This is a genomic window from Paraburkholderia monticola (assembly GCF_001580545.1).
Lineage (GTDB): Bacteria > Pseudomonadota > Gammaproteobacteria > Burkholderiales > Burkholderiaceae > Paraburkholderia > Paraburkholderia monticola.
The window spans coordinates 283,702-310,084 of the sequence record NZ_LRBG01000001.1 but is presented as its reverse complement, the minus strand read 5'-3'; the positions used below and the strand labels follow the sequence as shown (position 1 = coordinate 310,084).

22 protein-coding genes are annotated in these 26,383 nt (G+C 64.4%); 12 read left to right on the top strand and 10 right to left on the bottom strand.

The window, feature by feature from the left end; genetic code table 11:
* Positions 1-11 precede the first annotated feature (11 nt).
* Complete coding sequence (locus CI15_RS01410) at positions 12-1,307, bottom strand: sensor domain-containing phosphodiesterase (protein WP_062123556.1); 1,296 nt, start codon at positions 1,305-1,307, stop codon at positions 12-14.
* A 625-nt stretch (positions 1,308-1,932) separates the two neighbouring features.
* Between CI15_RS01410 and CI15_RS01405 the strand changes: the two genes are divergently transcribed.
* A complete protein-coding gene (locus CI15_RS01405) occupies positions 1,933-2,223 on the top strand; it encodes a putative quinol monooxygenase (RefSeq protein ID WP_062123553.1) in 291 nt (96 codons plus the stop codon).
* 64 nt (positions 2,224-2,287) lie between these two features.
* On the opposite strand, the gene CI15_RS01400 is transcribed toward CI15_RS01405, so the two are convergent.
* The 3 genes from CI15_RS01400 to CI15_RS01390 all read right to left on the bottom strand — a co-directional run bounded on the left by CI15_RS01400 (position 2,288) and on the right by CI15_RS01390 (position 3,911).
* On the bottom strand, positions 2,288-2,545 hold the full coding sequence (locus CI15_RS01400; RefSeq protein WP_008923870.1) for a hypothetical protein: 258 nt from the start codon (positions 2,543-2,545) through the stop codon (positions 2,288-2,290).
* Between the two features lie 238 nt (positions 2,546-2,783).
* Positions 2,784-3,020: a hypothetical protein gene (locus CI15_RS01395; RefSeq protein WP_062123550.1), complete on the bottom strand. Its 237-nt coding sequence runs from the start codon at positions 3,018-3,020 to the stop codon at positions 2,784-2,786.
* 174 nt (positions 3,021-3,194) lie between these two features.
* Positions 3,195-3,911, bottom strand: coding sequence for a YdcF family protein (locus CI15_RS01390; protein WP_241495779.1), 717 nt, complete (start codon positions 3,909-3,911; stop codon positions 3,195-3,197).
* A gap of 265 nt (positions 3,912-4,176) precedes the next feature.
* Here CI15_RS01390 and CI15_RS01385 point away from each other — a divergent pair, with 265 nt between their 5' ends.
* Positions 4,177-4,500 (top strand): hypothetical protein, encoded by a 324-nt coding sequence (locus CI15_RS01385; RefSeq protein ID WP_062123546.1) that lies wholly within the window; start codon positions 4,177-4,179, stop codon positions 4,498-4,500.
* A gap of 379 nt (positions 4,501-4,879) precedes the next feature.
* Here CI15_RS01385 and CI15_RS01380 read toward each other — a convergent pair whose 3' ends face one another.
* Both CI15_RS01380 and CI15_RS01375 read right to left on the bottom strand, forming a co-directional pair.
* Complete coding sequence (locus CI15_RS01380; protein ID WP_062123545.1) at positions 4,880-5,131, bottom strand: hypothetical protein; 252 nt, start codon at positions 5,129-5,131, stop codon at positions 4,880-4,882.
* 334 nt (positions 5,132-5,465) lie between these two features.
* Positions 5,466-5,867, bottom strand: a complete 402-nt coding sequence (locus tag CI15_RS01375; protein WP_062123544.1) for a transposase — start codon at positions 5,865-5,867, stop codon at positions 5,466-5,468.
* A gap of 407 nt (positions 5,868-6,274) precedes the next feature.
* On the opposite strand from CI15_RS01375, the gene CI15_RS01370 reads away from it, so the two are divergent.
* From CI15_RS01370 to truB, 9 genes are all read left to right on the top strand, one after another.
* Complete coding sequence (locus CI15_RS01370; RefSeq protein WP_062123543.1) at positions 6,275-7,177, top strand: LysR family transcriptional regulator; 903 nt, start codon at positions 6,275-6,277, stop codon at positions 7,175-7,177.
* A 186-nt stretch (positions 7,178-7,363) separates the two neighbouring features.
* On the top strand, positions 7,364-8,584 hold the full coding sequence (locus CI15_RS01365; protein ID WP_062123541.1) for a pyridoxal phosphate-dependent aminotransferase: 1,221 nt from the start codon (positions 7,364-7,366) through the stop codon (positions 8,582-8,584).
* Positions 8,585-8,953: 369 nt separating this feature from the next.
* Entirely contained in the window at positions 8,954-9,979 is a 1,026-nt protein-coding gene (scpB, locus tag CI15_RS01360; protein ID WP_062123538.1) for an SMC-Scp complex subunit ScpB, read from the top strand.
* Positions 9,980-10,042: 63 nt separating this feature from the next.
* Positions 10,043-11,857, top strand: coding sequence for a 23S rRNA pseudouridine(2605) synthase RluB (gene rluB, locus CI15_RS01355; RefSeq protein WP_062123535.1), 1,815 nt, complete (start codon positions 10,043-10,045; stop codon positions 11,855-11,857).
* Between the two features lie 614 nt (positions 11,858-12,471).
* A complete protein-coding gene (gene rimP / locus CI15_RS01350) occupies positions 12,472-12,930 on the top strand; it encodes a ribosome maturation factor RimP (RefSeq protein WP_062123533.1) in 459 nt (152 codons plus the stop codon).
* Positions 12,927-14,402: a transcription termination factor NusA gene (nusA, locus tag CI15_RS01345; RefSeq protein WP_062123531.1), complete on the top strand. Its 1,476-nt coding sequence runs from the start codon at positions 12,927-12,929 to the stop codon at positions 14,400-14,402. The genes rimP and nusA overlap by 4 nt, the downstream gene beginning before the upstream one ends.
* 93 nt (positions 14,403-14,495) lie before the next feature.
* Entirely contained in the window at positions 14,496-17,420 is a 2,925-nt protein-coding gene (gene infB, locus CI15_RS01340) for a translation initiation factor IF-2 (protein ID WP_062123529.1), read from the top strand.
* Between the two features lie 255 nt (positions 17,421-17,675).
* Positions 17,676-18,041 carry a 30S ribosome-binding factor RbfA gene (gene rbfA, locus CI15_RS01335; RefSeq protein WP_062123527.1) on the top strand — a complete coding sequence of 122 codons (366 nt, stop codon included), beginning with the start codon at positions 17,676-17,678 and terminating at the stop codon, positions 18,039-18,041.
* 78 nt (positions 18,042-18,119) lie between these two features.
* A complete protein-coding gene (truB, locus tag CI15_RS01330; RefSeq protein ID WP_062123524.1) occupies positions 18,120-19,055 on the top strand; it encodes a tRNA pseudouridine(55) synthase TruB in 936 nt (311 codons plus the stop codon).
* Between the two features lie 124 nt (positions 19,056-19,179).
* Here truB and CI15_RS01325 read toward each other — a convergent pair whose 3' ends face one another.
* The 4 genes from CI15_RS01325 to CI15_RS01310 form a co-directional block, all read right to left on the bottom strand.
* The gene (locus CI15_RS01325) at positions 19,180-20,742 is read right to left on the bottom strand and encodes a DHA2 family efflux MFS transporter permease subunit (protein ID WP_062123521.1); all 1,563 of its coding nucleotides are present in this window, start codon (positions 20,740-20,742) and stop codon (positions 19,180-19,182) included.
* Between the two features lie 34 nt (positions 20,743-20,776).
* On the bottom strand, positions 20,777-22,018 hold the full coding sequence (locus tag CI15_RS01320) for an EmrA/EmrK family multidrug efflux transporter periplasmic adaptor subunit (RefSeq protein WP_062123519.1): 1,242 nt from the start codon (positions 22,016-22,018) through the stop codon (positions 20,777-20,779).
* A gap of 77 nt (positions 22,019-22,095) precedes the next feature.
* Positions 22,096-23,619: an efflux transporter outer membrane subunit gene (locus CI15_RS01315; RefSeq protein ID WP_062123517.1), complete on the bottom strand. Its 1,524-nt coding sequence runs from the start codon at positions 23,617-23,619 to the stop codon at positions 22,096-22,098.
* Positions 23,620-23,668: 49 nt separating this feature from the next.
* Complete coding sequence (locus CI15_RS01310) at positions 23,669-24,184, bottom strand: MarR family winged helix-turn-helix transcriptional regulator (protein ID WP_062123515.1); 516 nt, start codon at positions 24,182-24,184, stop codon at positions 23,669-23,671.
* Between the two features lie 325 nt (positions 24,185-24,509).
* Here CI15_RS01310 and typA point away from each other — a divergent pair, with 325 nt between their 5' ends.
* The gene (gene typA, locus CI15_RS01305) at positions 24,510-26,339 is read left to right on the top strand and encodes a translational GTPase TypA (protein ID WP_062123512.1); all 1,830 of its coding nucleotides are present in this window, start codon (positions 24,510-24,512) and stop codon (positions 26,337-26,339) included.
* The last annotated feature ends 44 nt before the right edge of the window (positions 26,340-26,383 follow it).

Genomic DNA, 26,383 nt, shown 5'->3' with positions numbered 1-26,383 from the left:
CGGGCGGCCCGCTAACGCTTCGCGCCGCGTCGGGCGGTGCGCACCTCGGGAGCCGACGACTCCGGCACGAAATCGACGCACAGCACGTGCGTGCCGTCGCGCTCGAACGCGATCGCCGCGGTGTAGCAGTCTTGACCATCGGCGAGCGAATAGTGCGGTCCCATCATCGCGACGCGTCCCGGCGCCGCGAGCGCGTGCCGGAAATACGCGCGCCGCGACCAGTTGCTGCGCGTCTCCGAATAGAGCGGCGCGAGGCGCTTTGGAGGAGGCGGGACCGATGCCGCCGTCACCGAAGGCTGGGTCTGTTCGCCTTGGCCGTCGGTGAGAAAGACACGGCGCGCCTCGGGCAGATGCCAGACCTTTTGCGCAGCCTGGTTGAGGTCTCCGGTTGCTTTATAGGTGTCGGCGGCGGCGAGCACCGCTTCGGCGAAGCCTTCGAATCCGAGCCGCTGGTGGCCGGCGTGTGCGCGCTCGTATTCGGCGAACTTGCTCCAGATCGACGCGACGAGCTCCGGCACCTTCGTGCAGGAGGCCTGCACGCTGCTCTTCGGCTGACCGAACCAGAAGCCCTGCACGAAATCGACGTCGGCCTGCATCAGGATCATCAGTTCTTCATCGGTTTCGACGCCTTCGGCGAGCACCAGCGTGCCCGACTGATGCAGCATCGCGATCAGATGGCTGATCATCGATTCGTCGCCCTCACGCCTGCCCGCGCGCGCGACCAGCGAGCGGTCGAGCTTGACGATGTCGGGACGGAAGCGCCACACGCGGTCGAAGTTCGAGAAGCCGGTGCCGAAGTCGTCGATCGCGATCAGGAAGTCGCGCGGCTGCGAGGCGGCGAGCATGCTGGCGACGGCGGATTCATCGTCGGCGGGCTGCTCGAGCACTTCGATCACGATGCGCTCCTGCGGCAACCCGAAGTGCGCGGACAGCTCGTCGATGAACGCCCGCTGCGGCCAACCGGTTTCGAATACCTGCGGGCGCGTGTTCAGAAACAGCCACCCGGTGCTGATGCCTTGCTCCATGAAGTTCGCCACGTGCAGGCAACGCGCGATGCGGTCGAGTTCGCGCGCTTCGGCGGCCGAGCGCGTGCCGGAGAACAGCACTTCGGGCGAGACGGGCAGGCCGACCGGGTCGAACGCGCGCAACAGCCCTTCGTAGCCGACCACGCATTGATGCGTGACCGACAGCACCGGCTGGAACACGCTGTGCAGTGTCAACGCGCGCCAGGTCGCGGTCCAGCCCGACTCGCCGCGGACCAGGTGCGGGAGCAGGCCGCTCACGGTCAATTCGCTGGCGGATGGCATAGAAGCGGGCATGAGAGCGGACATGGGATTTTTGCGGCAAGCGGGTGAAAGGGCACGCAAACCCATTCGGCGCGTAGCGCTCGCACATCCGAAGCGTCGACGGAACGAAACGGATTCGGCCCGCGAACACGGAGGGTGGCACCCGCCACGCTGGACTCCGGCGAATTGGTCAAAATCAGTCTATCAGTTTGCCGCGCGCGACAATGTGCGGGGTGTCACAAACGCATGAGCGCGAAAATTGCCCGCGAAACAGGCGCAGACGGCCGTGCGGCAACGCATTGCGGTAGTGCGCCGGAGGGTTTCGCGCACTTGCCTCGCGCGAAACCAATTCTCAATCGCAATCAGATGCCGTACCAAGCCGAGCGTAGCAGGGCGCCCAGTGGTCGCCCGCCAAACTCCAGGCGGCGACGGTGCTCACATGTTAGTGCCGCCGCGGGTGCGCGCGCGCTCGTCCGGGCGGGGGCTTGGCGCTGCTTTGCCTGGCGGGTTCCGGCCTGATCGGACGCTGGTGCGGCGTGGCGGGCGGAGGCGAGATTCGTGCGTTGCCATGCTGGCCGGTGCGCTCGTCGGCAGGTTCAGCGATCGACGGGTATGCTGCTGCTTTTCGCAAAAATGGAGATCAGGCATGGCGGAAATCGCGGTGGTCGCAATCTCGGTGGCGAAGCCGGGCTATGAGGAACAGTTGCGCGAGGCGCTCGAAGGGATCGTCGGACCGACGCGCAACGAAGCGGGCGCGTTGCAGTACGACCTGCACCGCGACGTGCAGGAGCCGCGCCGGTTCGTGTTTTTCGAGCGGTGGCAGAGTCAGGACGCGCTCGCGGCGCACGCGAAATCCGCGCATATCCAGGCTTATAAGAAAGCGGCCGCGGATTGGATCGAGCACGCGGAAATTCGCGTCGTGTCGAAGATCGCCTGAGTGTGCTGGCGCGAGCGGCGGCGCGCGGACACGCTGAGCAGGTGCCGCGGCGCGCCGTCGCCGATTAGTGGGTCGCTTGCGGGACGTCGAGAATCAGGATGATGGTCCAGTCGGCGTCGCCGTCATGGTGATACTGGCGCTCCGCCACGATGAACGGCTGCTGCTTGCCAGCCGGGCCGAGAAACAGCACGTCGCCTTCCATCGGCAGGCATTCGACGGGCGGCAGCGCGAGGTACGCTTCCTGGCCGCCACGCGGCATCAGTTTTTCGATCTTGCGCGATGCTGCTTCGGTCCATTCGATATCAAGCTGGATGTTGCTCATGCTGTCCTCCGCACCAGGGTGCGCACGGGTTAGGGGATGCCGGCGGCTCGCCGGTCGGTGCGCGACTTTAGCATACCGAAAGCATGCCGCCAGCGACCGCGCCGGCGCGGTGCACATCATTCGAGGTGCGTCGTCGGCATCGACCGGATCACGCAAATAAAAAAGCCGAAACCGGCACCGCCAGCTTCGGCTTTTTCACCTTCACGGCGAGACCGCGAGGCGTGATCCTGGCAGCCCCTCAGGTGCCTGCGTCAGCACCCTTCTTGGGATGATGCGGAGCCATCTTATGATGCTTGGCCGGCGCGGCGGGTGCGCTTCCCATCGATTGCTCGCGGTTTTGCAAATCTTGCGCACGCTGCTCGATGTCCGCAGCCTTGGCCGGATCGGTGCTGGTCATGATGCCGTTGTCCTGCGCGTAGGCCGCACTGGCTGCGGCACAGAGGGAAACCAGGATCGCCAGGGACACTTTCTTCATCGTTACCTCCGTAGAGTGGTGGTGGACCCGAGTATTGCCTGTCCAGTGGGAAAGACAATGCATTCTAGCGAGCAAACTCTGCTCCAGCCGATGGCTTTGTAACCGCACTGAACATTTGTTACTTTTTGTAATGGGTGAGCTGAGTCGTGAAAGCGGATCGGCCGTCGTCGTTCGTCAGAACCACCCTATCGCGCGATACACGTGAAATTGCGCGAGGCCGACCAGTTCGTGCAGCGCGATCTCCGCGGCCACGAGATTACCGTAGCGCGGCAACACGCCGAGCCGCGCACGCCGCGCGCTCGAAATCTGCGGCTGCGGCTCGATGCCGAAGCACTGGAAGTCGAGCAGGGCACGCGGCATGTGATAGGCGGATGTGACGAGTATCAACGTGTCGTAATGTGATTGGCCGACAATGGCAGAGACGTTGCGCGCGTTCTCATAGGTCGTGCGGCTGCTTTTCTCCAGCACGATGTCCGAGCGGGCCACCTGCTGACGCAGCAGATACGGCAGGTAGGTGTCCGCTTCGGTCGCGCGATGCCGCTGCGGATTGCCGCCGCTGACGATTATCCGGCACGTGTTCTCCGTGCGCTTGCAGGCCGCGTAGATCTGTACGGTGACCGCGATGCGCGAGAGCACGTCGGGCATGGGCACCAGCTCGTCGTCGTCGTAGGTCGTGCCGCCGCCGAGCAGAATGATCGCGGTGCGCGGCGCGAAGGTGGCGGCCGCGACGCTTTGTCGTTGCGGTTGCGCCAGATCGAGCAGCGGCGCGGTGAGCCAGCCAGCCGCGAGCAGCCAGAACAGCGCGATCCCGCCGACGATGAGCGGACGACGCGCGCGTTTCCATAGCACGATTGCTGCAAAAAAAAGCGCTAATAAAGTGAATAGAATCAATTTAAATGGGGTAACGTATGTCTTTCGGGACAAATCCACGGACTTGCCATCGCGCCGCGGCGGTTGCATCGCCGGTTTGTGGAGAGAACGCTACCATGCCGTTCTGACGGGGGTTCCGAAAGCGAGACCAGGCAGCACCTGGCGGAAATCCGCTGTCAGACAGGCGGTGAGCTTCTGACCAGGGGCGGGTGCTACGCGCGTCGCCGGTGGCGCAGTGACGCGTGGGCATGAATGTGTCATAGCTGCACTTTAAGAAAGAAGTGAGATGACCACGTATTCCAACGAAGCGGTACTTGAAGCGCTGCGGCGCGCGCAATATCGTCAGGTTCCCTGGGCCAGAAGGCCGGGCGTTTTCCAATATCTTCGCGCACTGGGACTGATGGACACCGTTCGGCAGCGAACTGTCGCGCCGGCACCGGGCTTTCATGCCCCCGTCGACATCGCCGTGCTCACCGAGCGCGGCAGAGCCGAGTTTGCGCGGCTCGAGCACGACGAGCGTCTGCTCACGTGGACAGCTCAACGCATGAACGACTACGTTCTCGGTGCGACCGAATCGCGGTCCCCCGCGACAGCCGAAGTCAGGCCTTAGCTCAAGGTTCATCGCTTATCCGAATCATTGTCCGCCCGGGCTTGTTACCCCTCGGCGGGCTGCACCTTCCGTCGACCGTTCGCCGTGCGCGTCCGGGGGCGAATCTCGGCTTCCCTATCGACCCAACGGCGGACGCAGCGGCGACGCGTTTCGCACCGTCTATTGCGCTTGAGCATCTTCCACGCCATCAACGTCTTGCGGGCGAAAAAAAGCCCGTATCGCGAAGATACGGGCATACCGGAATTACTACTGCCACGCTGTGCTAATGGCGTTGAGTCTGACTGGCGCCGCGCCCAGTGGTTCCCCGATTCTGCAGGCGCAACGCGACAGACCGCTTATAGGCTCTCGCGAGGCGCCGTCCGCGCGGCGGCCTGGAACATCAACGCCGCCGCTGATCCTCGCGCGGCGCATCAGGCCGTGCCCGTACGTTGCTGGCGATGTCGCCGCGCAGATCGCCGCGCGGCGCCGGTGGCGTGAACTCGCGATTGCGCGCCTCGCTTTGTTGCCACGCCTCCAGCGTCGCCGAACGGTCCGGGCGCCAGTTCCACCCCTGCGGGCGTTGTTGAGCGAATGCCGGCACGGCCATCGATGAAATCACAATGCCGCACAACAGCAGTGACATTGGTTTCATTCCGAAATCCCCTTCAACCTCGAGCCCATCGGTTCAAGGCCTGTTTGCATACGTATTAAGGTATGCCGCGGTGCGAAAGCACGCTGTAATTAATAGTAAATGGATGTTTCACCGGGAGTTATCCGGGGGATTGGGAGTCTGAGGCAGCGCGGGAGCAAGGCCGCGGCAGTTGTGTGCAAGGACCGCTAAAAGTGGTGAGTGCAGTAGGGAAGAGGCGTCTCGCCGCGACCGTCGAACCGAGCGGGACGATGCGGGTACGCAATGCGGTGGATGAGTCGGCTGAATAAAAAACCGGGCGCCCGCAGGCGCCCGGTGTCAACTACGTAGTATCGCGTCAGGCCATCTTGACCGGCGCGCGCCACGATTCCGGATTGGTCCAGAATGCGCCGCGCAGACGGTCACGGCTCGGCGGTGCTGGCGGTTTCGCAGCCGTTGCGCCGATCCGGCCACGCAACGAAATTTCACGGCCGCTCGTGCCAAGCCGCTTCACAATCTCAGTGAGCGTGCCGTCGGCCTGCCACTCGTCGAAACGCCGGCGGCAAGTCGGCGGGGACGGATAGCGCCCCGGCAGCTTGGACCAGCCTTCGCCCGTCGACAGCACCCAAAGCACGGCATTGACCACCGCCCGAGCTTCCACGCGCGGCCGACCGCGCCGTTCGCTGCGCGCCGGTTCGGCACAGAACAAAGCCTCGACCAGCGCCCACTCGTTATCTCTCAAATCGTCGAACAGCATCATGTTTCACCTCAGCGAAGCTAACTCCGGTGCGCTGCCCCGCGCCGCGCACTCTTCCTGCACTCGATGGGCGAGTGCCAAAGGGGACGGGCTTGCCACGGTTTGCCTGTTCAGTCGGAAATCATGGCGCCGACCCTGTGCGTCTCATAACGCACGAAGTGTGCCAATTTGTTTCCGATTCCCTGAGAGCCCCGTGGCGGCGGGCCAACGCGGGCGCCAACCAGGGCCGTATATGAATCCAAAAAACCCATCTCGCAAATCAGGACAATCACCAATCTTGTGCAAGGAGGCCCGGCCAGCGTGCGTCCGCGCCTTTTTGCTGCATTGCAGCGACCGTCATTGAAGCTGAAATACGACAGGCATTTCGACGTACAATGCGCATCAAATTGAGCTATTAATGAGGTGGACAAATGAATGTGACGCTGCGACAGCTCAGGGTTTTCATCGAGGTGGCGCGCCTGCAAAGCTTTAGCCGGGCCGGCGATGAAATCGGCCTCACGCAGTCCGCGGTCAGCCGCTGCGTGCGCGAACTGGAAAGCGAGATCGGCCTGAAGCTCATCGATCGCACGACTCGCGAGGTGCAACTGACCGACGTCGGCGGCAACCTCGTGTCGAGCGTCTCGCGGCTGCTGTCCGATCTCGACGATGCCCTGCGCGAGATCCGCGAAATCGGCGAGCAGCGCCGCGGGCGCGTGGTGGTCGCGGCGAGCCCGACCGTCGCGTGCCGGCTGATGCCGCGCGTGGTTGCAGCGTGCATGGAGCAGTTTCCTTATGTGACGCTGGGCCTGCGCGACGACGTGCAGAGCGACGTGGTGCGCAAGGTGAAGTCGGGGGAGGTGGACTTCGGCGTGATCATCGGCCCGTTCTCCGACGACGATCTGCTCAGCGAAACGCTGATGACCGACTCGTTCTGCGTCGTGTCGCGCGACGATCATCCGCTCGCGGCGCGCAAGCAGGTTACGTGGAAGGAACTCGACGGCGAGCGAGTCGTCATGCTCGATTACGCGTCCGGCAGTCGCCCGCTCATCGACGCCGTGATGCAGGCGCAGGGCGTGAGCGCCACCGTGGTACAGGAACTCGGCCACTCGGCGACGGTGTTCGGGCTCGTCGAGGCGGGCGTCGGGATCAGCGTGCTGCCGTGGCTCGCGCTGCCGCTGCCGGAAGGGGCGTCGTTGGTCGCGCGTCCGCTGGTGCCGCGCGCGGAGCGCCTCGTCGAGCTGGTGCGGCGGCGCGACCGGTCGCTATCACCCGCGGCCGAGGCGGTATGGAATCTGATCCGGCAGCTGCCGAGGCGGGCCGAGGAGTTGAACTGACGGGCGGGCCTCGCGCGCTCGACCACGGCTTGCCTGTCCGATCAGTTGGCGGCTGGCGCGGCCCCTCTCGAATCCGCCCGCTTCGCCGCCTCCCGGTCAACCGGCGCGCTAAACTACCGCCTTCATCGCGCACGCCTTCTCGGTTGCGCCCCGCGCCTCTTATCCTTCATCTCCCCGGAAGCCTCGATGAGCGAATTGGACCCGTCCGTGCCCTCCATCCCGAATGCGCGCGACGCCGTGCGCGCGCTGCGTCCATCGCAAATCCGTGAAGTCGCGAACGCCGGTTTTGGCGTGGACGACGTGCTGCCGTTCTGGTTCGGCGAGTCCGACCGCGTGACGCCCGCTTTCATCCGCGACGCCGCGAGCGCCGCGCTCGCCGCCGGCGCGACGTTCTATACCCATAACCTCGGCATCGCGCCGCTGCGCGCGGCACTCGCGGGCTACGTCAGTGAGTTGCACGGCGCGACGTCGGCCGAGCACGTCGCGGTGACGAGCGCGGGCGTCAACGCGCTGATGCTCGCGGCGCAGCTGGTGGTAGGCGCAGGCGACCGGGTGGTCGCGGTGACGCCGCTGTGGCCGAATCTGGTCGAGATTCCGAAGATTCTCGGCGCGCACGTCGAAACCGTGGCGCTCGGCTACGGCGACCACGGCTGGCAGCTCGACGTCGGGCAATTGCTGGACGCGCTGACGCCCGACACGAAGATGCTGATGATCAACTCGCCGAACAATCCGACCGGCTGGGTGATGAATCGCGACGACCAGCGCACTGTGCTGGAACACTGCCGGCGCCACGGCATCTGGATCGTCGCCGACGAAGTCTACGAGCGACTCTACTATCCCGATGATGGTGCCGCCCGGGCTGACGGCGCGCACACCGCGCCGTCGTTTCTCGACCTCGCGACGCGCGACGAACGCGTGATCTGCGTGAATTCGTTTTCGAAAGCCTGGCTGATGACCGGTTGGCGGCTCGGCTGGATCGTCGCGCCGACTTCTTTGATGGACGACCTCGCGAAGCTCGTCGAGTACAACACGTCGTGCGCGCCATCGTTCGTGCAGCAGGCCGGCATCGCGGCGCTCGAGCAGGGCGGGCGCTTTACGCAGGAGCTGGTGCGCGACCTGAGAGCGTCGCGTGATCATCTGGTGCGTGCGCTGTCGGCGGTACCGGGCGTCGATGTGAAGGCGTCGCTGGGCGCGATGTATCTGTTCTTCTCGATGCCGGGTTCGGCGCGCAGTCTCGATCTGTGCAAGGCGATGGTGCGCGAGGTCGGGCTCGGGGTGGCACCGGGCAGCGCGTTCGGGCCGCAGGGTGAGGGCTTCGTGCGCTGGTGCTATGCGTGCGATACGGCGCGGCTCGATGCGGGCGTCGAACGCTTGACGCGCTTTCTGGCGCGCCACCCCGGCGTCTGAACACTCGATCCGGCCGGCCCGCGCTGCGCCTTGCGCGCGGTCGGCGACGAGAACTCGCGCACGGCGAAATGATCGTTCTGGCGGCTCAGCCCGGCGCTCGTGAGCGCAGCGCTCCGCGACGCCGCAGAAGATGCACAGGGGATCGCAGCTTTACGCCCCGGTCGTTTTTGCGTAATATGGCGCTCAGTCACGCGATTCCTATCAGGAATATCGCCGCTCCGTCCGGCTGGGTCTGGCTCGATAAGTCTGTTCGCCACCCCCCGGTGCGTGCTCCCATCAATATGACCGATCAGAATCGGGCGAGCGCGTCTTCAGTTCCACATCGTCTGTTTGATCCGGTTCTTTGACCACAGGGTCTGACCTAGCTGCATGAATACCCAAGAGGCGAAGATCGTCCTCGAGACTGCCTTGATCTGCGCGCAGGAGCCGTTAAAGCTCAGCGAATTGCGCAAGCTCTTTGCCGACGGCGTGTCGGCAGACACTGTTCGGACCTTGCTCGAAGACCTGAAGCGGGATTGGTCTGGGCGCGGTGTGGAGCTGGTCGGGCTGGCGTCGGGCTGGCGGTTTCAAAGCAAGCCCGCGATGCGTACGTATCTGGATCGGTTGCATCCGGAAAAGCCGCCGAAATATTCGCGCGCGGTGCTCGAAACGCTCGCGATCATTGCCTATCGGCAACCGGTGACGCGGGGCGATATCGAAGAAATTCGCGGTGTGACGGTGAATACGCAGGTCGTCAAGCAGCTCGAGGATCGCGGCTGGATCGAGGTGATCGGTCATCGCGACGTACCGGGTCGTCCGGCGCTGTATGCGACCACGCGCCAGTTCCTCGATGACCTCGGCCTGACGGCGCTGGACGAACTGCCGCCGCTTGCCGATCCGTCCGCGCAACTGAACGCGGATCTGCTGGGTCAGCACGCCATCGAGTTTGCCGAGATCGACGCGCAAAGCGAGCAGCAGGCCGAGCAGCAAAGTGAGCGCGACGCGGCGCTCGAGGCTGGCGAGCCGGCTGCGGCGGAAGCGGGGCAGCACGCCGCGTTGGAATTTGAAGCGGAGCCGCACGAGAGCGGCGCCGAGTCGACGGTCGAGTCTGAGCCCCAGGCGCAAGGAGCCGAGCACGCCGGCACGACGAGTGCGTCAGAGGCGTCGAGCGCGGAGCACGGCACGCAACAACAGCCCGAACCGGCACCCGCTGCAGCGCAGGCCAGCGTCGCCGGTTTGGCACAGCATCACGATCCGGCAACACCCGCGCACGACTCGGGCGTCGCTCGCAATCCGGGGCGCGCCGCCGAGCCGAACCCGATCGAGGCGCCGCACGACGATCCGCAGGATCGCCACGATGCCACGCAGGACGCAGGCTTTCTGACCGACGACGAAACCGAGTCGCGCAGCGCCTGACGTAACCGAATTTTTATGCCGCGCCCGCAACGGGCGTGCGCGACCTGACATTTTGAGGTTGTTTTGACACATACCCACGACACCGATTCGTCCGAATCCGAACGCGCCGTGCCGTCGGCGCGGACCGACGAACGCACCACGCAAGCGTCGGCAGGCGAAGGCGAGCGCCCGGCTCCCAGCGCGGAAGTAGAAGGCGAGGACCGTCCGCGCCGCGGTTTGCGTCGCGGGCCGCGCAGTCTGATCGCGCGACGCCGCGCCGGCGCGAAAACGAAGGCAGCCGAGGGTGCGCCCGCGCAAGGCGCGCCGGTCGTCTCCGAAGCGCCGCCGGATGGCGAGGTCGTCGCGCAGGTGCGCACGCCGCGCAAGGATGCGGGTGCCAATGCGGGTGCCAAACAAGGCGGCCGACGCAACCCCGGCGCAGCGAAGCGCGAGGGCGCATCACGCGAAGGCCAACGCGAACGTCAGCCGCGCGAAGGTCAGCGTGAAGGTCAACGCGAGGGCCAGCGCCAGAGCCAGAGCCGCCGCGGTGCCGACGTGGCCGCGGATTCGGGTCAGGACGATCTGTTCTCGTACGTGACGTCGCCCGCGTTCGACGCGGACAACAGCACGACCGGCGGCGTGCGCGCGCCGATGCTGCGCCAGGGCAAGGCCGCCGGCCCGAAGCGCGTGCTGTCGCCCGACGACGACGCGCCGAAGCTGCACAAAGTGCTCGCCGAGGCGGGCATGGGCTCGCGCCGAGACATGGAGGAACTGATCATTGCGGGCCGCGTGTCGGTGAACGGCGAGCCGGCCCACATCGGCCAGCGCATCATGCCGACCGACCAGGTTCGCATCAACGGCAAGCCGGTCAAGCGCAAGCTCGCCAACAAGCCGCCGCGCGTGCTGCTGTACCACAAACCGACCGGCGAAATCGTCAGCCACGCGGATCCGGAAGGCCGTCCGTCGGTATTCGACAAGCTGCCGCCGATGAAAACCGCCAAGTGGGTCGCGGTCGGCCGTCTCGACTTCAATACCGAAGGTCTGCTGATGCTGACCACGTCGGGCGATCTCGCGAACCGCTTCATGCATCCGCGGTATAGCGTCGAGCGCGAGTACGCGGTGCGCGTCGTCGGCGAACTCGCCGAGGGGATGCGTCAGAAGCTGCTGCACGGTGTCGAGCTCGAGGATGGGCCGGCCAATTTCCTGCGCATCCGCGACGGCGGCGGCGAAGGCACCAATCACTGGTACCACGTCGCGCTCGCCGAAGGGCGGAATCGCGAAGTGCGTCGGATGTTCGAAGCGGCCGGCCTGATGGTCAGCCGATTGATCCGCACGCGCCACGGCCCGATTTCGCTGCCCAAGGGCCTGAAACGCGGCCGTTGGGAAGAGCTCGAGGACAACCAGGTACGGGCGCTGATGGCATCGGTCGGCCTGAAGGCGCCGGCCGAGGAGCGCGGCAGCCGCAATGCGGCGCCGGAGCGTCGTCAGCCGGATCCGATGCAGACGTCGATGGGCTTCATCAACCGCGAGCCGGTGCTGATGTCGCACAGCCGGTTCGAGCAGCAACCCCGCGGTCAGGGCCGTCGTGGTGCGGCGGGTGGCGGCTTCGGCGCGGGCGTGGGTAGTGGCACCGGTTTCGGTGCCGGCGCGGGCAATCGGGGTGCCGGTGGTCAGCGCGGCCGCGACGTCGACGGCAATCGCGCGCCGTCGCCCAACGGCAACCGTACCCGCACCGGCGGCAAGCGCGCTGGCGCGGCGCCAGGTAACGCCGGGGGCAATCGCGGACCAGGCGGCAACCGCGGCGGTAACCCCAATCGCGCCGGCGGCAACGCGGGTCCGGCCGGCGGCGGCGCCAACCGTGGCGGCGGCGCCCCGCGGGGGCGCTCGCGCGGACGGTAAGCGGCGCGCGGCACGACGCCAGAGGATTGGCCGGTCTTCGGCCGTCCTTTCATGACGGTCGCTTCAGACGGCTCGTCCGGCAATTGCGAGGCATCTACGCCGAGCGCTTGCCGGGCGAGCCGTTTATCGTTTCAGCGTGCTTTTTCAACCCATCGTTTTGTCGTAGTCGATCGAGTTCCGAAAGCGTCAAAACGCCATGTGAAACCGCGCTTAACGCGCAAAAAAGTGGTTTGCCAGAAAGCATTGGCGTGGTTCTTCCGGTTGTGGTTCCGGACCGCACGCGCGACCTTGAGAATGCGAGGACTTGCCGCCACATGGTCGAAAGATTCCCATGAAATCAAGCGGAAATGCGCGGCGCCCGGCGTACTGCGGATTGCGTTTGGGCCGAAAAATGGCTACAATCGCGAAGTCGCTGGGCGTACGGTTTCATGTGCGGCTCAGGTGCGACCACCGGCAATAAGATGATGGGCGTTTAGCCCATTTTTTTTTGCCGCTCAGTTAATCGTGGTTCGGCATCTCGGGTTCGCACGAACGTGCGCCGGCTTGGCGCGCGGCCCGCATTGGTTGTTTGCAGAAGAGGCGAGGCTCGCTGCGCGAACATCTAAGAGGGCACTGTGCAACTGACGGAACTGATTGAAACCACGGTCGTGGGACTCGGCTACGAGCTCGTCGATCTCGAGCGCACCGGGCGCGGCATGTTGTGTATCTATATCGACCAGCCGGCCGGCATCGCGATCGAAGACTGCGAGAAAGTCACGCGTCAGCTCCAGCACGTTCTGACGGTCGAAAATATCGATTACGAGCGGCTCGAAGTCTCGTCGCCTGGTCTCGACCGCCCGCTGAAAAAACTGGCGGATTTTGAACGTTTCGCGGGCAGCGAAGCGGTTATCACACTGAAAAAGCCATTCGACGGTCGGAAATCGTACCGGGGTATTTTGCATGCCCCGCAGGGCGAGACGATCGGTCTGGAATTTGAAGGAAAAGAAGGCGCCGCGATGCTCGATTTCACGCTCGCGGACATGGACAAGGCGCGCCTTGTTCCGAAAGTTGACTTTAGGAGCCGCAAACAATGAGTCGCGAAGTGTTGATGCTGGTGGATGCGCTGGCACGCGAGAAGAATGTCGATAAGGACGTGGTATTTGCCGCGCTCGAAGCGGCTCTCGCTTCGGCCTCCAAGAAACTCTTCGAAGAAGATGCGGATATCCGTGTTCACATCGACCGTGAAAGCGGCGAGCATGAAACGTTTCGCCGCTGGAAGGTGGTGCCGGACGAAGCCGGTCTGCAGGAGCCTGATCAGGAGATCCTGCTGTTCGAGGCGCGTGAGCAGCAGCCCAATATCCAGCTCGACGAGTACATCGAAGAACCGGTGCCGTCGATCGAATTCGGCCGTATCGGCGCGCAGGCCGCCAAGCAGGTGATCCTGCAGAAGGTGCGCGATGCCGAGCGCGAGCAGATCCTGAACGACTTCCTCGAGCGCGGCGAACACATCATGACTGGCTCGGTGAAGCGCCTTGACAAGGGCAACTTCATCGTCGAATCCGGCCGCGTGGAAGCGCTCCTGCGCCGCGACCAGCTGATTCCGAAGGAAAACCTGCGCGTGGGCGACCGCGTGCGCGCATATATCGCCAAGGTCGATCGCACCGCGCGTGGTCCGCAGATCGAGCTTTCGCGTACGGCGCCGGAATTCCTGATGAAGCTGTTCGAGATGGAAGTGCCGGAAATCGAGCAGGGCCTGCTCGAGATCAAGGCGGCGGCTCGCGATCCGGGCGTGCGCGCGAAGATCGGCGTGGTCGCCTACGACAAACGCATCGATCCGATCGGCACCTGCGTCGGTATCCGCGGCTCGCGCGTGCAGGCCGTGCGCAACGAGCTCGGTGGCGAAAACGTCGACATCGTGCTATGGTCGGAAGACCCCGCCCAGTTTGTGATCGGCGCGCTCGCGCCGGCAGCCGTACAGTCGATCGTCGTCGATGAGGAAAAGCATTCGATGGACGTCGTCGTCGACGAGAACGAACTTGCGGTCGCGATCGGCCGCAGTGGCCAGAATGTGCGGCTTGCCAGCGAACTCACCGGCTGGCAGATCAACATCATGACGCCGGACGAATCTGCGCAGAAGCAGAATCAGGAGCGCGGCGTTCTGCGCGACCTGTTCATGGCGCGTCTCGATGTCGACGAGGAAGTCGCCGACATCCTGATCGACGAAGGCTTCACGAGCCTCGAAGAGATCGCCTACGTGCCGCTCAACGAAATGCTCGAAATCGAGGCATTCGACGAAGACACCGTTCACGAACTGCGCAACCGCTCACGCGACGCGCTGTTGACGATGGCGATCGCGAACGAAGAAAAGGTCGAGAATGTAGCGCTCGACCTGAAGAGCCTGGACGGCATGGACGCCGACCTGCTCGCGAAACTGGCCGAACATCAGATCCAGACGCGCGACGAACTCGCCGAGCTGGCCGTGGATGAACTGGTCGAGATGACTGGGATGGGAGAGGATGCCGCTAAGGCGTTGATCATGAAAGCACGTGAACACTGGTTCCAGTGAGAAATGACCATGGCGCACTAAATTGACGCGGCCGTTAGGCCGCATGACACGATGCTAACCGCAAGGAATCGGTCCTTGCATTAAGAGGAATGAATGGCGAGTAACAACGTAGCCCAATTTGCCGCGGAACTAAAAATGCCTGCAGGCGTGCTGCTCGAGCAGCTGCAGGCGGCGGGCGTCACAAAAGCGAGCGAAGACGACAACCTGTCCGAGGCGGACAAGGCGCGTCTGCTCGACCACTTGCGCAAGTCCCACGGCTCGACTGATGCGGACAAGCGCAAGATCACGCTGACGAAACGGCATACGTCGGAAATCAAGCAATCCGATGCGACGGGTAAAGCTCGCACCATTCAGGTCGAGGTGCGCAAGAAGCGCACGTTCGTCCGCCGCGACGAGGCCGTCGCGGAAGGCGGGGATGCATCGAATCATGTGGCCGAGAACGCGGACGCCGAAGATCTCGAACTGCAGCGTCGTGAGGAAGAAGCACGTCACGAAGCCGAACTGCTCGAAAAGCAGGCGCAGGAACTGAAGGCGCGCCAGGAGCAGCTCGAGCGCGAAGAGGCTGAGCGTCAGGCGCGCGAGCAGGCTGCTGAAGCCGAGCGTCAGCGCGCGGAAGAAGACGCGAAGAAGCGCGCGGCGGCGGTGGCCGAGGCGGCAGCTCGCGAGAAGGCCCAGCAGGCTGCGGCGCAAGCCGCCGAACCGGTTGCTGCGAAGGCAAGCGAGCAGGACGACGAACGCGCGGCAGCTGAGCGCGCCGCGCAACGCGAAGCCGCGAAGAAAGCGGAGGACGCCGCGCGTCTGGCCGCCGAGAAGGCGCGGGCCGAGCAGGAAGAAATTGCCAAGCGCCGCGCGGCGGCCGAAGCCGAAGCACGTGCGATCCGCGAAATGATGAGCACGCCGCGCAAGGCGCAGGTGAAGGCGCCGGAGCCGGCACCGAAGCCCGTCGAGCCGCCCAAAGCTGCCGAAGCCAAGGGCACGCTGCATAAGCCGGCGCGTCCGGCTGGCGAGGCACCGGCGCGTCCGGCAGCCAGGAAGCCGGCAGCCGCGGCTCCGGCACCCGCGAGCGCACCGTCGGCCGGCGACAAGAAGAAGCCGGGCGCGGGCGGCAAGGGCGGCAACTGGCAGGACGACGCAGCGAAGCGCCGCGGCATCAAGACGCGCGGCGATTCGAGCGGCGGCGTCGATCGCGGCTGGCGCGGCGGTCCGAAGGGTCGCGGCAAGCATCAGGAGCAGGCCACCACGTTCCAGGCGCCGACCGAACCGATCGTGCGTGAAGTGCACGTGCCGGAAACCATCACGGTCGCGGATCTCGCGCACAAGATGGCGGTGAAGGCGTCGGAAGTCATCAAGGTGATGATGAAGCTCGGCCAGATGGTCACGATCAACCAGATGCTGGACCAGGAAACGGCGATGATCATCGTCGAGGAACTGGGCCACCACGCACTCGCGGCAAAGCTGGACGATCCGGAAGCCATGCTGGTCGAAGGCGAAGCGACCGACGCGGAAGCACTGCCGCGTCCCCCGGTCGTCACCGTGATGGGCCACGTCGACCACGGCAAGACCTCGCTGCTCGACTACATCCGCCGCGCGAAGGTTGCGGCTGGCGAAGCGGGCGGTATTACGCAGCATATTGGCGCTTACCACGTCGAAACGCCGCGCGGCGTGATCACGTTCCTCGACACACCGGGTCACGAAGCCTTTACGGCAATGCGTGCTCGCGGTGCGAAGGCGACCGACATCGTGATTCTGGTAGTCGCCGCCGACGACGGCGTAATGCCGCAGACGAAGGAAGCGATTTCCCACGCGAAGGCCGGTGGTGTACCGCTCGTCGTCGCGATCAACAAGATCGACAAGCCGGATGCGAATCCGGAGCGCGTGAAGCAGGAACTCGTCGCCGAAGGCGTCGTGCCGGAAGAGTACGGCGGCGACTCGCCGTTCGTGCCGGTGTCGGCGAAGACCGGCGCAGGCATCGACGATCTGCTCGAAAACGTGCTGCTGCAGGCCGAAGTGCTGGAGCTGAAGGCACCGGTCGAATCGCCGGCCAAGGGTCTCGTGATCGAAGCAAAGCTCGACAAGGGTAAGGGTCCGGTTGCAACGATCCTCGTCCAGTCGGGTACGCTGAATCGCGGTGACGTCGTGCTGGCAGGCAGCGCCTACGGTCGCGTGCGTGCCATGCTCGACGAAACCGGCAAGCCGACGAAGTCCGCTGGTCCGTCGATCCCGGTCGAAATCCAGGGCCTGTCGGAAGTGCCGCAGGCAGGCGAAGAAGTGATCGTCATGCCCGACGAGCGCAAGGCGCGTGAAGTTGCACTGTTCCGTCAGGGCAAGTTCCGCGACGTCAAGCTCGCCAAGCAGCAGGCCGCCAAGCTCGAGAACATGCTCGAGCAGATGGGCGAAGGCGAAGTGCAGTACATGCCGCTCATCGTCAAGGCTGACGTGCAGGGTTCGCAGGAAGCGCTGGTGCAGTCGCTGCAGAAGCTCTCCACCGACGAAGTGCGGGTGCAGATCGTGCACGGCGCGGTCGGCGGCATCAGCGAGTCGGACGTCAACCTCGCGACGGCGTCGAAGGCGGTCATCATCGGCTTCAACACGCGCGCGGATGCGCAGGCTCGCAAGCTCGCGGAAGCCAATGGCGTCGATATCCGCTACTACAACATCATCTACGACGCCGTGGATGAAGTGAAGGCGGCGATGTCGGGCATGCTGGCGCCGGAGAAGCGCGAAGTCGTGACGGGCACGGTCGAAGTGCGCCAGGTCTTCAAGGTGCCGAAGGTCGGCACGGTGGCCGGCTGTATGGTCACGGACGGTTTCGTCAAGCGCTCGTCGTCGGTGCGCGTGCTGCGCAACCACGTCGTTATCTTCACGGGCGAGCTCGATTCGCTCAAGCGCTTCAAGGACGACGTCAAGGAAGTCCGTCAGGGCTTCGAGTGCGGTATGTCGATCAAGAACTTCAACGATATCGTCGAAGGCGATCAGTTCGAAGTCTTCGAGGTTACCGAAGTCGCGCGTACGCTGTAATTCACGCGGCACGGCACAACAACGGGCGGAACGGGCTTGACGCCCGCTCCGCCCGTTGTTTTTGAGCCCGCTGTGTCGAGTTTGTCGCTGGCTTCGATGCCGCGTTCGTCGTGAGTGGGCCTACGGCGCGAGACCATCGCGCCGACAGTCTGCTCACTTGCCGCGGCGACGCGCGACGCCGCCGTATCGAATGAATAACAAACACGGCCCGCGCGAACCATTTTTTGCATCCGTCATCGCGGAGCACACAACACCATGTCTAAAAAACGTACTTCTCCCAATCGCAACGTGCAGATCGCCGATCAGATCCAGCGCGACCTGGCCGAGCTGCTGCGCGAGGTCAAGGATCCGCGCATCGGCATCGTCACGTTTCAGAGCGTCGAGCTGACGCCCGACTACGCGCACGCGAAGGTCTACTTCACGACGCTGACGGGCGACCCGCAACAGACGCTCGAAGCACTGACGCACGCGGCCGGCCATCTGCGCAATCTGCTGTTCAAGCGCCTGCATATCCATACGGTGCCGACGCTGCATTTCCACTACGACAAGACGATCGAGCGCGCCGTCGAAATGTCGCGTCTGATCGACGAGGCAAATTCCACGCGCGCGAAGGACGACTGAGCGACTGCTTCGCCGCGGCGTTCGATGTAGCGCGCGGCGCCGTTTTTCGCATTTCCCGAACGTTCTGCCTCATTCGATATGACCGCACCTCAACGCCCCCGCGTGCCGCGTCGCGCGCTCGACGGCGTGCTGCTGCTCGACAAGCCGATCGGCCTGTCGAGCAACGACGCGCTGATTCGCGCGAAACGTCTCTATCTGGCGAAAAAGGCGGGCCACACCGGCACGCTCGACCCGCTCGCAACCGGCCTGTTGCCGCTGTGTTTCGGCGAGGCCACCAAGTTTTCTCAAGATCTTCTCGAAGCTGACAAGACCTACGAGGCGACGATGCGCCTCGGCATCCGCACGACCACCGGCGACGCCGAAGGCGAGGCGCTCGAGATCCGCGCGGTCGACTGCGACGAAGCGGCGGTGCGGGCGGCCTTGCCACGCTTCATCGGCGGGATCGTTCAGATTCCGCCGATGTACTCGGCGCTCAAGCGTGACGGCAAGCCGCTGTACGAGTACGCGCGCGCTGGCCAGACGGTCGAGCGGGAGGGGCGGAGAGTGACGATTCACGCGCTCGAGCTGATCGCATGCGCATTGCCGGATGTCACGTTTCGCGTGACCTGCAGCAAGGGCACCTATGTGCGTACGCTTGCCGAGGACATCGGTGAGGCGCTCGGCTGCGGCGCGCATCTGGTCGCGCTCAGACGCACGGGCGTCGGCGCGCTGACGCTCGAGCATTCGATCACACTCGACGCATTGTCCGACGCGACCGAGGTCGAACGCGACGCATGGCTGCAACCGGTCGACGCGTTACTGTCGACGTTCCCGCAGGTCTCTCTCAATGACGACGACACACGCCGCTTCCTTCACGGTCAACGACTGAAGCTGTCGTCGTTGACGATCGCCGCCGACGCGCTGAGTGCTGCGCGCGTGAGGGTGTACTCGGCGCAGGGGCGGCTTCTTGGCGTCGCGAAGCCCGGCGATGGCGTGCTTGCGCCCGAACGTCTGGTCGTGACGGCGGAGAGCTAGATACTTCCGTTTTGCCAGTCGAACGCGGACGATAAAAAAGCGGGATCGCTCGATGGCGATCCCGCTTTTTTCATGCCCTCTGCTGCAGCCGTGTCGAACTAAAGCAACACCACGAACAACCCGCTCAATGCGCTGCGGCCGCCGCCGCTCCCGCGTCTCCGCCTGCGCGTTCCGGCCGCGTGATCCAGATCAGCGCGATCAGCGCGACAAAAATGCCGGCCGAAATGAAGAACAGATCGTTCACGCCGAGTTGCGCGGCCTGCTGCGTGACCATGGTGTTGAACAGACCATAGGTCTGCTGCTGATCCAGGCCCGCCGCACCCATCTGATGAATCGACTGACCAAACGTAGGGTTGTAGGCGTTCGCCTGCTCGGTCAGTTGCGCATGATGCATGATCGTGCGGTGATCCCATGCGGTCTGGAAAATCGACGTGCCGATACCGCCGCACATGATCCGCACGAAATTCGACAGCCCCGAGGCGGCCGGAATCCGATGGCCCGGCAAACCCGACAGCGTAATCGACACGAGCGGAATAAAGAAGCCGGCCATGCCGATGCCCTGGATCAGCGTGGGCAACATCAGCGAGTACGTATCGACGCCGGTTGTATAACGCGAGCGCATCCAGAAACACAGCGCGAAAATCAGGAACGACAGCGTCGCGATATAGCGCGGGTCGGTGCGCGGCAGCATCTTGCCGGTCAGCGGCGAGAGCAGGATCGCGAACAGACCGACGGGCGCCATCACGAGTCCGGCTTCGGTCGCGGTGTAGCCGATATCGGTCTGCAGCCACAGCGGCAGCAGCACGAGATTGCCGAAGTACAGTCCATAGCCGATCGACAGCGCGATCGTGCCGCCGGTGAAATTACGTCGGCTGAACAGCGACAGATCGACCACCGGATGCTCGGCCGTCAGCTCCCACACGATAAAAAACGCGAGCGCGATCACCGCGACGAGCGCGAGCACTACGATCGTGGTCGAGGAGAACCAGTCGAGGTCCTTGCCTTTGTCGAGCATGACCTGAAGCGAGCCGACCCAGACGATCAGCAGACCGAGGCCGACGCCGTCGATTGGCGCCTTTCGGATGACCGAATCGCGGTTGCGGAAGATCATCCACGTTGCCACGGCCGCGATCGCACCGACCGGAATGTTGACGTAGAAAATCCACGGCCACGAGATATTGTCGGAAATCCAGCCGCCGAGAATTGGGCCGGCAACCGGCGCGATCAGCGTGGTCATTGCCCACATCGATAGCGCCATCGGCGCCTTCGCGCGCGGATAGCTCGCGAGCAGCAGCGTTTGCGACAGCGGGATCATCGGGCCTGCCACCGCGCCTTGCAGCACGCGCGACGCAAGCAGGAACGGCAAGTTCGGCGAGAGTCCGCACATCCACGACGACAGCACGAACAGGATGATCGACGCCATGAACAGCCGCACCTGGCCGACGCGGTCGGTAAGCCAACCGGTCAGCGGCACCGAAATTGCATTGGCCACCGCGAACGACGTGATCACCCACGTGCCCTGGTCGGACGACACACCGAGGTCGCCGGAAATCGACGGGATCGACACGTTCGCGATCGAGGTGTCGAGCACGTTCATGAACACGGCGAGCGACACCGCGATGGTGCCGATCACCAGTTGCGCACCCTCGAGTGGCGGGTGAGCGACTTGTGCCTGAGGCTGAGCCATTAAGAGAGCCTTCTATGAATCGTCGCGCGGAGCCTTAGCTCTTCTTGTTTGCCGCCGATTTCGCGGCCGCGCCGTTCACCGCGGTCGACTTCTGCGAGCCGCCATTCACGTTCGGACCAGCGTTTTCCGCGATGATGCGCGCGATTTCCGCGTCGGCTTCCGCGCCGTACTTGTCGAACACGTTGGTCTGGTAAGTCGTGGTCGGCGCCTGGCCGAGCTGGCCGCCTGTGTCGTCCTTGATGTTCACGTCAGCCTGCATCGACAGACCGATGCGCAGCGGGTGCTTCTCGAGTTCTTGCGGATCGAGCGAAATACGCACCGGCAGACGCTGCACGACCTTGATCCAGTTGCCAGTCGCGTTCTGCGCCGGCAGCAGCGAGAACGCCGAACCCGTGCCGGCCGAGAAGCCGACCACCTTGCCGTGATACGGCACCGACGAGCCGTACACGTCGGCCGTCAGTTCGACCGGCTGGCCGATGCGCATGTGCTTCAGTTGCACTTCCTTGAAGTTCGCGTCGACCCATACGTCATGCAGCGGCACGATCGCCATCAGCGGCGTGCCCGGCGATACGCGCTGGCCGACCTGCACCGAGCGTTTCGCGACATAGCCGGTGACGGGCGCGGGCAGCGTGTTGCGAGCGTGGTTCAGGTAGGCGTCACGCAGCTTGGCGGCGGCTGCCTGCACGTTCGGGTGATCGGCGATCGTGGTGTTCGCGGTCAGCGCGCGGTTTGCCGCGAGCTGTTGCTTGGCGGCGTCGAGCCCGGCTTCCGCGGACTTGACGGCGTCGCGTGCGTGCGAGATTTCTTCCTGCGATACCGCGCCGGTCTGCGCGACCGTCATACGGCGCTTCAGGTCATCCTGGGCGCGCGACAGGTCCGCCTGGCGCGCCGCGACCTGCGCTTCGTACTGGCTGTCGTCGGCGAACAGACCGCGCACCTGACGCACCACCTGCGCGAGATTCGCCTCGGCCTGTTGGAGCGCAACGCGCGCGTCGGCCGGGTCGAGCACGACGAGCGGGTCGCCGGCCTTGACGACCTGGGTGTCGTCCGCGTTGACCGCGATTACCGTGCCGGTGACCTGCGGCGTGATCTGTACGACGTTGCCGCTGACGTAGGCGTCGTCGGTGTCTTCATGGAAGCGCGCGTCGAGGAAGTAGTACAGACCGTAGGCGACCGCGGCGATCAGGATCACGATGACGAGCAGCGTCATCATGCGCTTGCGTTTGCCGTTGTTCGCCGCTTGCGGTGGAGTGGCGGGCTGCTGGGGGGTGCTCATTGATGTGCTCCGGGTTCTTTTGAACGTCGTCGTTTATTCGGGTGTTCGTGCGTGTGCGTTGGCGCGGGCGGGCTCGCTCAGTTTGCGGCGGTGCTCGTGGCGTGGTTCGCTGCGTTGGCCGATGCGGGGCCATCGTTCGGCGGCACCACGAGACCGGTCTGCGTCGCGTCGAAGCCGCCACCCAGCGCCTTGATCAGGCCGATCTGCAGACTGCGGCGGCGCATCTGCAGACCCGTCACCGTCTGCTCGGCGGCGAGCCGGTTTTCGTCGGCGGTCAGCACCTGCAACTGCGGCGACAGGCCCGCCTTGTAGCGCACCACGGCGAGCTGGTAGGCCTTGGTCGACGCGTCGAGCGCGCGCTGGGCATCGCCCTGCTGGCGGTCGATCGAGCGGATCGACGAGACCTGCGTCGACACGTCCTGCAACGCATTGATCAGCGTCTGGTTGTAGCTCGCGACGTCGCCCTCGAAGTCGGCATAGCGGCCCTTCAGTTGCGCGCGCAGCGCGCCGGCGTCGAAGATCGGCAGATGGATCGCCGGTCCGAACTGGATCTGACGGCTCGACGCGGTCAGGAAACGGCCCCAGCCGAACGCGTCGAAACCGAAGCCGGCTGCGAGATTCACATCGGGGAAGAACTCGGCTTTCGCCTCCTTCACGTCGTGCATCGCGGCTTCGACCTGCCAGCGTGCGGCGACGATGTCCGCGCGGCGCGATACGAGATCGGCCGGGATATTGTCCGGCAGCGCGACCACGTTGCCGCCCGTGAGCACCGGCTTGTCGATCTGCAGGCCGCGATCCGGCCCTTTGCCGAGCAGCGCGCCCAACTGGTAGCGCACGACGGTGATCTGGCCGTCGAGGTCGGTCAGGTTCGACTGGCTCGTCGCGACATTGCCGGCGGCGGTCTGCTTCTCGACGTTGGTGTCGAGGCCAGCCGTCACGCGGTCATTCGTGATTCGACCGACATCCTGACGGTTCGCGATCTCACGCGCGGAGATGTCGCGGAACGCATACAACTGCGCGAGTTGGTTGTAGGTGCTCGCCACCGACGCGGCCAGCGTCACGCGTGCCTGCTGCACGTCGGCCTCGGCGGCCTTCTGCTGCGACACGGCCTGGCCGAGCCGCTGACGGTTCTTGCCCCACAGGTCGAGGTCCCACGACGCGCTCGCGAGCACGTTGTTCTCGCTATACCACGTGCCACCGAACGGAGGCGGATAGAGGGCGTTGGCCGAGTACAGCTCGCGGGTCCACGAATAGCTCGCATTGACCTTCGGGAACAGCGCCGCGCGCGAGCTTTCGATATACGACGAAGCCTTCGCGAGCCGCGCCTGCGCCTGGGCGATCGACGGGCTCCCCTCGAGTGCTTCCGCGATCAGCTTCGGCAGTTGCGGGTCGCCGAACTGGTTGGCCCAGTCGAGCGATGGCCACTGGCCGCCCTCGTTGGGCAGGCTCTGCGTCGACTCGTACTGCGTCGGCGAGGCGATCTGTTTGTCGCTTTTGACGCCGAAGTAGTTCGCGCACCCCGTGAGGGCGAGCGCTGTCACCGCGGCGGCGACAGCGGCCCGGCTTGACAGCGCGGGCGCGGACAGGGAAAGGGATTTCATCGCTCGACTCTTTGAGTGGAATGTAATGGTGGACGCAGCAAGCAACTTCTTAAGATTTGGTATCGAGATGGCTTGCGGCATCGCGGGAAAGTCCCGTTTGTTCGCCGGAATTGATCAGCACGCGGCGCAGCATGCTCTTCAGGAACCCGACTTCCTCGGGGGTGAACCCGTTCAGCAGGTTATCGAGCACGCCGTTGAAAATGCCCGGCATGCGGGCCGCGATCGCATGGCCTTCCGGCGTCAACGCGAGGCGCACGACGCGTCGGTCCTCGTTGCTGCGCACGCGCGTGAGCAGGCCGCGCTTCTCGAGCCGGTCGATCAGCCGCGTGACGGCGCTTGCGTCGATACCGTATTCACGGGCCAGTTCGGCCGCCAGCAGGCATTTGCCGCTCGCCACCATGAACAGGATGCTGCCTTGCTGGCTCGTGATGCCGAGTTCGGCCACGGTGCGTTGCGTGATCAGGTTCGACAGGGTCGATTTCACGCGCGAGAGGAGATAGCCAACGCTTTCGCCGAGCTGGTACTCGCTGAGGTCAGGCGTGGATTCGTGGGACGGCTCCGTCATGATTCTCGTGCGAATGCAATGGTTGACTAGGCATTAGTATAACGGGCTGTTGATTGACACGACAAGCGTTATTACAGCTTAGGCAAGGATTTCTTCGCGCTCAAGAAGCAAGCGGTACGGATTGACGTAGGGCGCGGGGGAGGGCCCGTGCGACCGCCGTTGATGAGGCGAAGAACGGACGGTCTATCGGGGAATACCAGAAAGGATCATTTGTACATGCTATAATGTTGGGTTCCCAAAAGTGCGCTTTGGGCTTGTTGTCGTGGTTTAGCTCTTCGACCAGCAGCATTAGCAAGCGGCGCACTCAACCGTCTTCAGGTTTCCTATGACCCGCGCCCTACGCAACATCGCCATCATTGCTCACGTCGACCACGGCAAGACTACGCTCGTCGACCAGCTCCTCCGTCAGACCGCCACGTTCCGCGAGAATCAGCAGATCGCCGAGCGCGTGATGGACTCGAACGACATCGAAAAGGAGCGCGGCATCACGATCCTGTCGAAGAACTGCGCGGTGGAGTACGAAGGCACGCACATCAACATCGTCGACACGCCGGGACACGCCGACTTCGGCGGCGAAGTGGAGCGCGTGCTGTCGATGGTCGACTCGGTGCTGCTGCTCGTCGACGCGGTCGAAGGCCCGATGCCGCAAACCCGCTTCGTCACGAAGAAGGCGCTCGCGCTCGGTCTGAAGCCGATCGTCGTGATCAACAAGGTCGACCGTCCGGGCGCGCGCATCGACTGGGTGATCAACCAGACCTTCGACCTGTTCGACAAGCTCGGCGCGAACGAAGAGCAGCTGGACTTCCCGATCGTCTATGCATCGGGCCTGAACGGTTATGCTGGTCTCTCGCCGGACGTGCGCGACGGCAACATGCGCCCTCTGTTCGAAGCGATTCTCGAGCACGTGCCGGTTCGCCCGGCCGATCCGGAAGGTCCGCTGCAGTTGCAGATCACGTCGCTCGACTACTCGTCGTACGTCGGCCGTATCGGCATTGGCCGGATCACGCGTGGCCGCATCAAGCCGGGCATGGCCGTCGCGGTGCGCTCGGGTCCGGACGGCGAAATCCTCAATCGCAAGATCAACCAGGTGCTGTCGTTCGAAGGCCTCGATCGCGTGCAGGTCGACTCGGCAGAAGCCGGCGACATCGTGCTGATCAACGGTATCGAGGAAGTCGGCATCGGCGTGACGATCTGCTCGCCGGAACAGCCTGAAGCGCTGCCGATGATCACCGTCGACGAACCCACGCTGACGATGAACTTCCTCGTCAACTCGTCGCCGCTCGCGGGCCGCGAAGGCAAGTTCGTCACGAGCCGTCAGATTCGCGACCGCCTGATGAAGGAGTTGAACCATAACGTCGCGCTGCGCGTGCGCGACACCGGCGACGAAACCACATTCGAAGTGGCGGGTCGTGGTGAGTTGCACCTGACCATTCTGGTCGAGAACATGCGTCGCGAAGGTTACGAGCTGGCCGTGTCGCGTCCGCGCGTCGTGATGCAGGAAATCGAGGGCGTCAAGCACGAGCCGTACGAAAACCTGACCGTCGACATGGAAGACACCCACCAGGGCGGCGTGATGGAAGAGCTCGGCCGCCGTAAGGGCGAAATGCTGGACATGGCGTCGGACGGCCGTGGCCGCACACGTCTCGAGTACCGTATTTCGGCGCGTGGTCTGATCGGCTTCCAGTCGGAATTCCTCACGCTCACGCGTGGCACGGGCCTGATGAGCCACACGTTCGATTCGTACCAGCCGGTCAAGGAAGGCGCGGTCGGCGAGCGTCGCAACGGCGTGCTGATCTCGCAGGACGACGGCGCAGCCGTCGCGTACGCTCTGTGGAAGCTGCAGGATCGCGGCCGCATGTTCGTGACGCCGGGTGATGCGCTGTATGAAGGCATGATCATCGGCATTCACAGCCGTGACAATGACCTCGTCGTGAACCCGATCAAGGGCAAGCAGCTCACGAACGTGCGCGCCTCGGGCACCGATGAAGCCGTGCGTCTCGTGCCGCCGGTTCAGATGTCGCTCGAATACGCGGTCGAGTTCATCGACGACGACGAACTGGTCGAAGTCACGCCGAAATCGATCCGTCTGCGCAAGCGCTATCTGAAGGAACACGAGCGCCGCAGCGCGAGCCGCAACAAGGTTGCCGGCGAGTAAGCAGGACTCGAACCTGTCCGGTTAGCAGGGAACGGAAGCCACCT

Excerpts from the sequence above, each read along its gene's own strand:
- CI15_RS01325 (WP_062123521.1), bottom strand. The coding sequence starts at position 20,742 with ATGGCTCAGCCTCAGGCACAAGTCGCTCACCCGCCACTCGAGGGTGCG.
- CI15_RS01315 (WP_062123517.1), bottom strand. The coding sequence starts at position 23,619 with ATGAAATCCCTTTCCCTGTCCGCGCCCGCGCTGTCAAGCCGGGCCGCT.
- CI15_RS01400 (WP_008923870.1), bottom strand. The coding sequence starts at position 2,545 with ATGAGCAACATCCAGCTTGATATCGAATGGACCGAAGCAGCATCGCGC.
- nusA (WP_062123531.1), top strand. The coding sequence starts at position 12,927 with ATGAGTCGCGAAGTGTTGATGCTGGTGGATGCGCTGGCACGCGAGAAG.
- CI15_RS01365 (WP_062123541.1), top strand. The coding sequence starts at position 7,364 with ATGAGCGAATTGGACCCGTCCGTGCCCTCCATCCCGAATGCGCGCGAC.
- infB (WP_062123529.1), top strand. The coding sequence starts at position 14,496 with ATGGCGAGTAACAACGTAGCCCAATTTGCCGCGGAACTAAAAATGCCT.
- scpB (WP_062123538.1), top strand. The coding sequence starts at position 8,954 with ATGAATACCCAAGAGGCGAAGATCGTCCTCGAGACTGCCTTGATCTGC.
- rbfA (WP_062123527.1), top strand. The coding sequence starts at position 17,676 with ATGTCTAAAAAACGTACTTCTCCCAATCGCAACGTGCAGATCGCCGAT.
- typA (WP_062123512.1), top strand. The coding sequence starts at position 24,510 with ATGACCCGCGCCCTACGCAACATCGCCATCATTGCTCACGTCGACCAC.
- CI15_RS01320 (WP_062123519.1), bottom strand. The coding sequence starts at position 22,018 with ATGAGCACCCCCCAGCAGCCCGCCACTCCACCGCAAGCGGCGAACAAC.
- CI15_RS01310 (WP_062123515.1), bottom strand. The coding sequence starts at position 24,184 with ATGACGGAGCCGTCCCACGAATCCACGCCTGACCTCAGCGAGTACCAG.
- CI15_RS01385 (WP_062123546.1), top strand. The coding sequence starts at position 4,177 with ATGACCACGTATTCCAACGAAGCGGTACTTGAAGCGCTGCGGCGCGCG.
- CI15_RS01410 (WP_062123556.1), bottom strand. The coding sequence starts at position 1,307 with ATGCCATCCGCCAGCGAATTGACCGTGAGCGGCCTGCTCCCGCACCTG.
- CI15_RS01375 (WP_062123544.1), bottom strand. The coding sequence starts at position 5,867 with ATGATGCTGTTCGACGATTTGAGAGATAACGAGTGGGCGCTGGTCGAG.
- CI15_RS01395 (WP_062123550.1), bottom strand. The coding sequence starts at position 3,020 with ATGAAGAAAGTGTCCCTGGCGATCCTGGTTTCCCTCTGTGCCGCAGCC.
- CI15_RS01405 (WP_062123553.1), top strand. The coding sequence starts at position 1,933 with ATGGCGGAAATCGCGGTGGTCGCAATCTCGGTGGCGAAGCCGGGCTAT.
- CI15_RS01380 (WP_062123545.1), bottom strand. The coding sequence starts at position 5,131 with ATGAAACCAATGTCACTGCTGTTGTGCGGCATTGTGATTTCATCGATG.
- CI15_RS01370 (WP_062123543.1), top strand. The coding sequence starts at position 6,275 with ATGAATGTGACGCTGCGACAGCTCAGGGTTTTCATCGAGGTGGCGCGC.
- truB (WP_062123524.1), top strand. The coding sequence starts at position 18,120 with ATGACCGCACCTCAACGCCCCCGCGTGCCGCGTCGCGCGCTCGACGGC.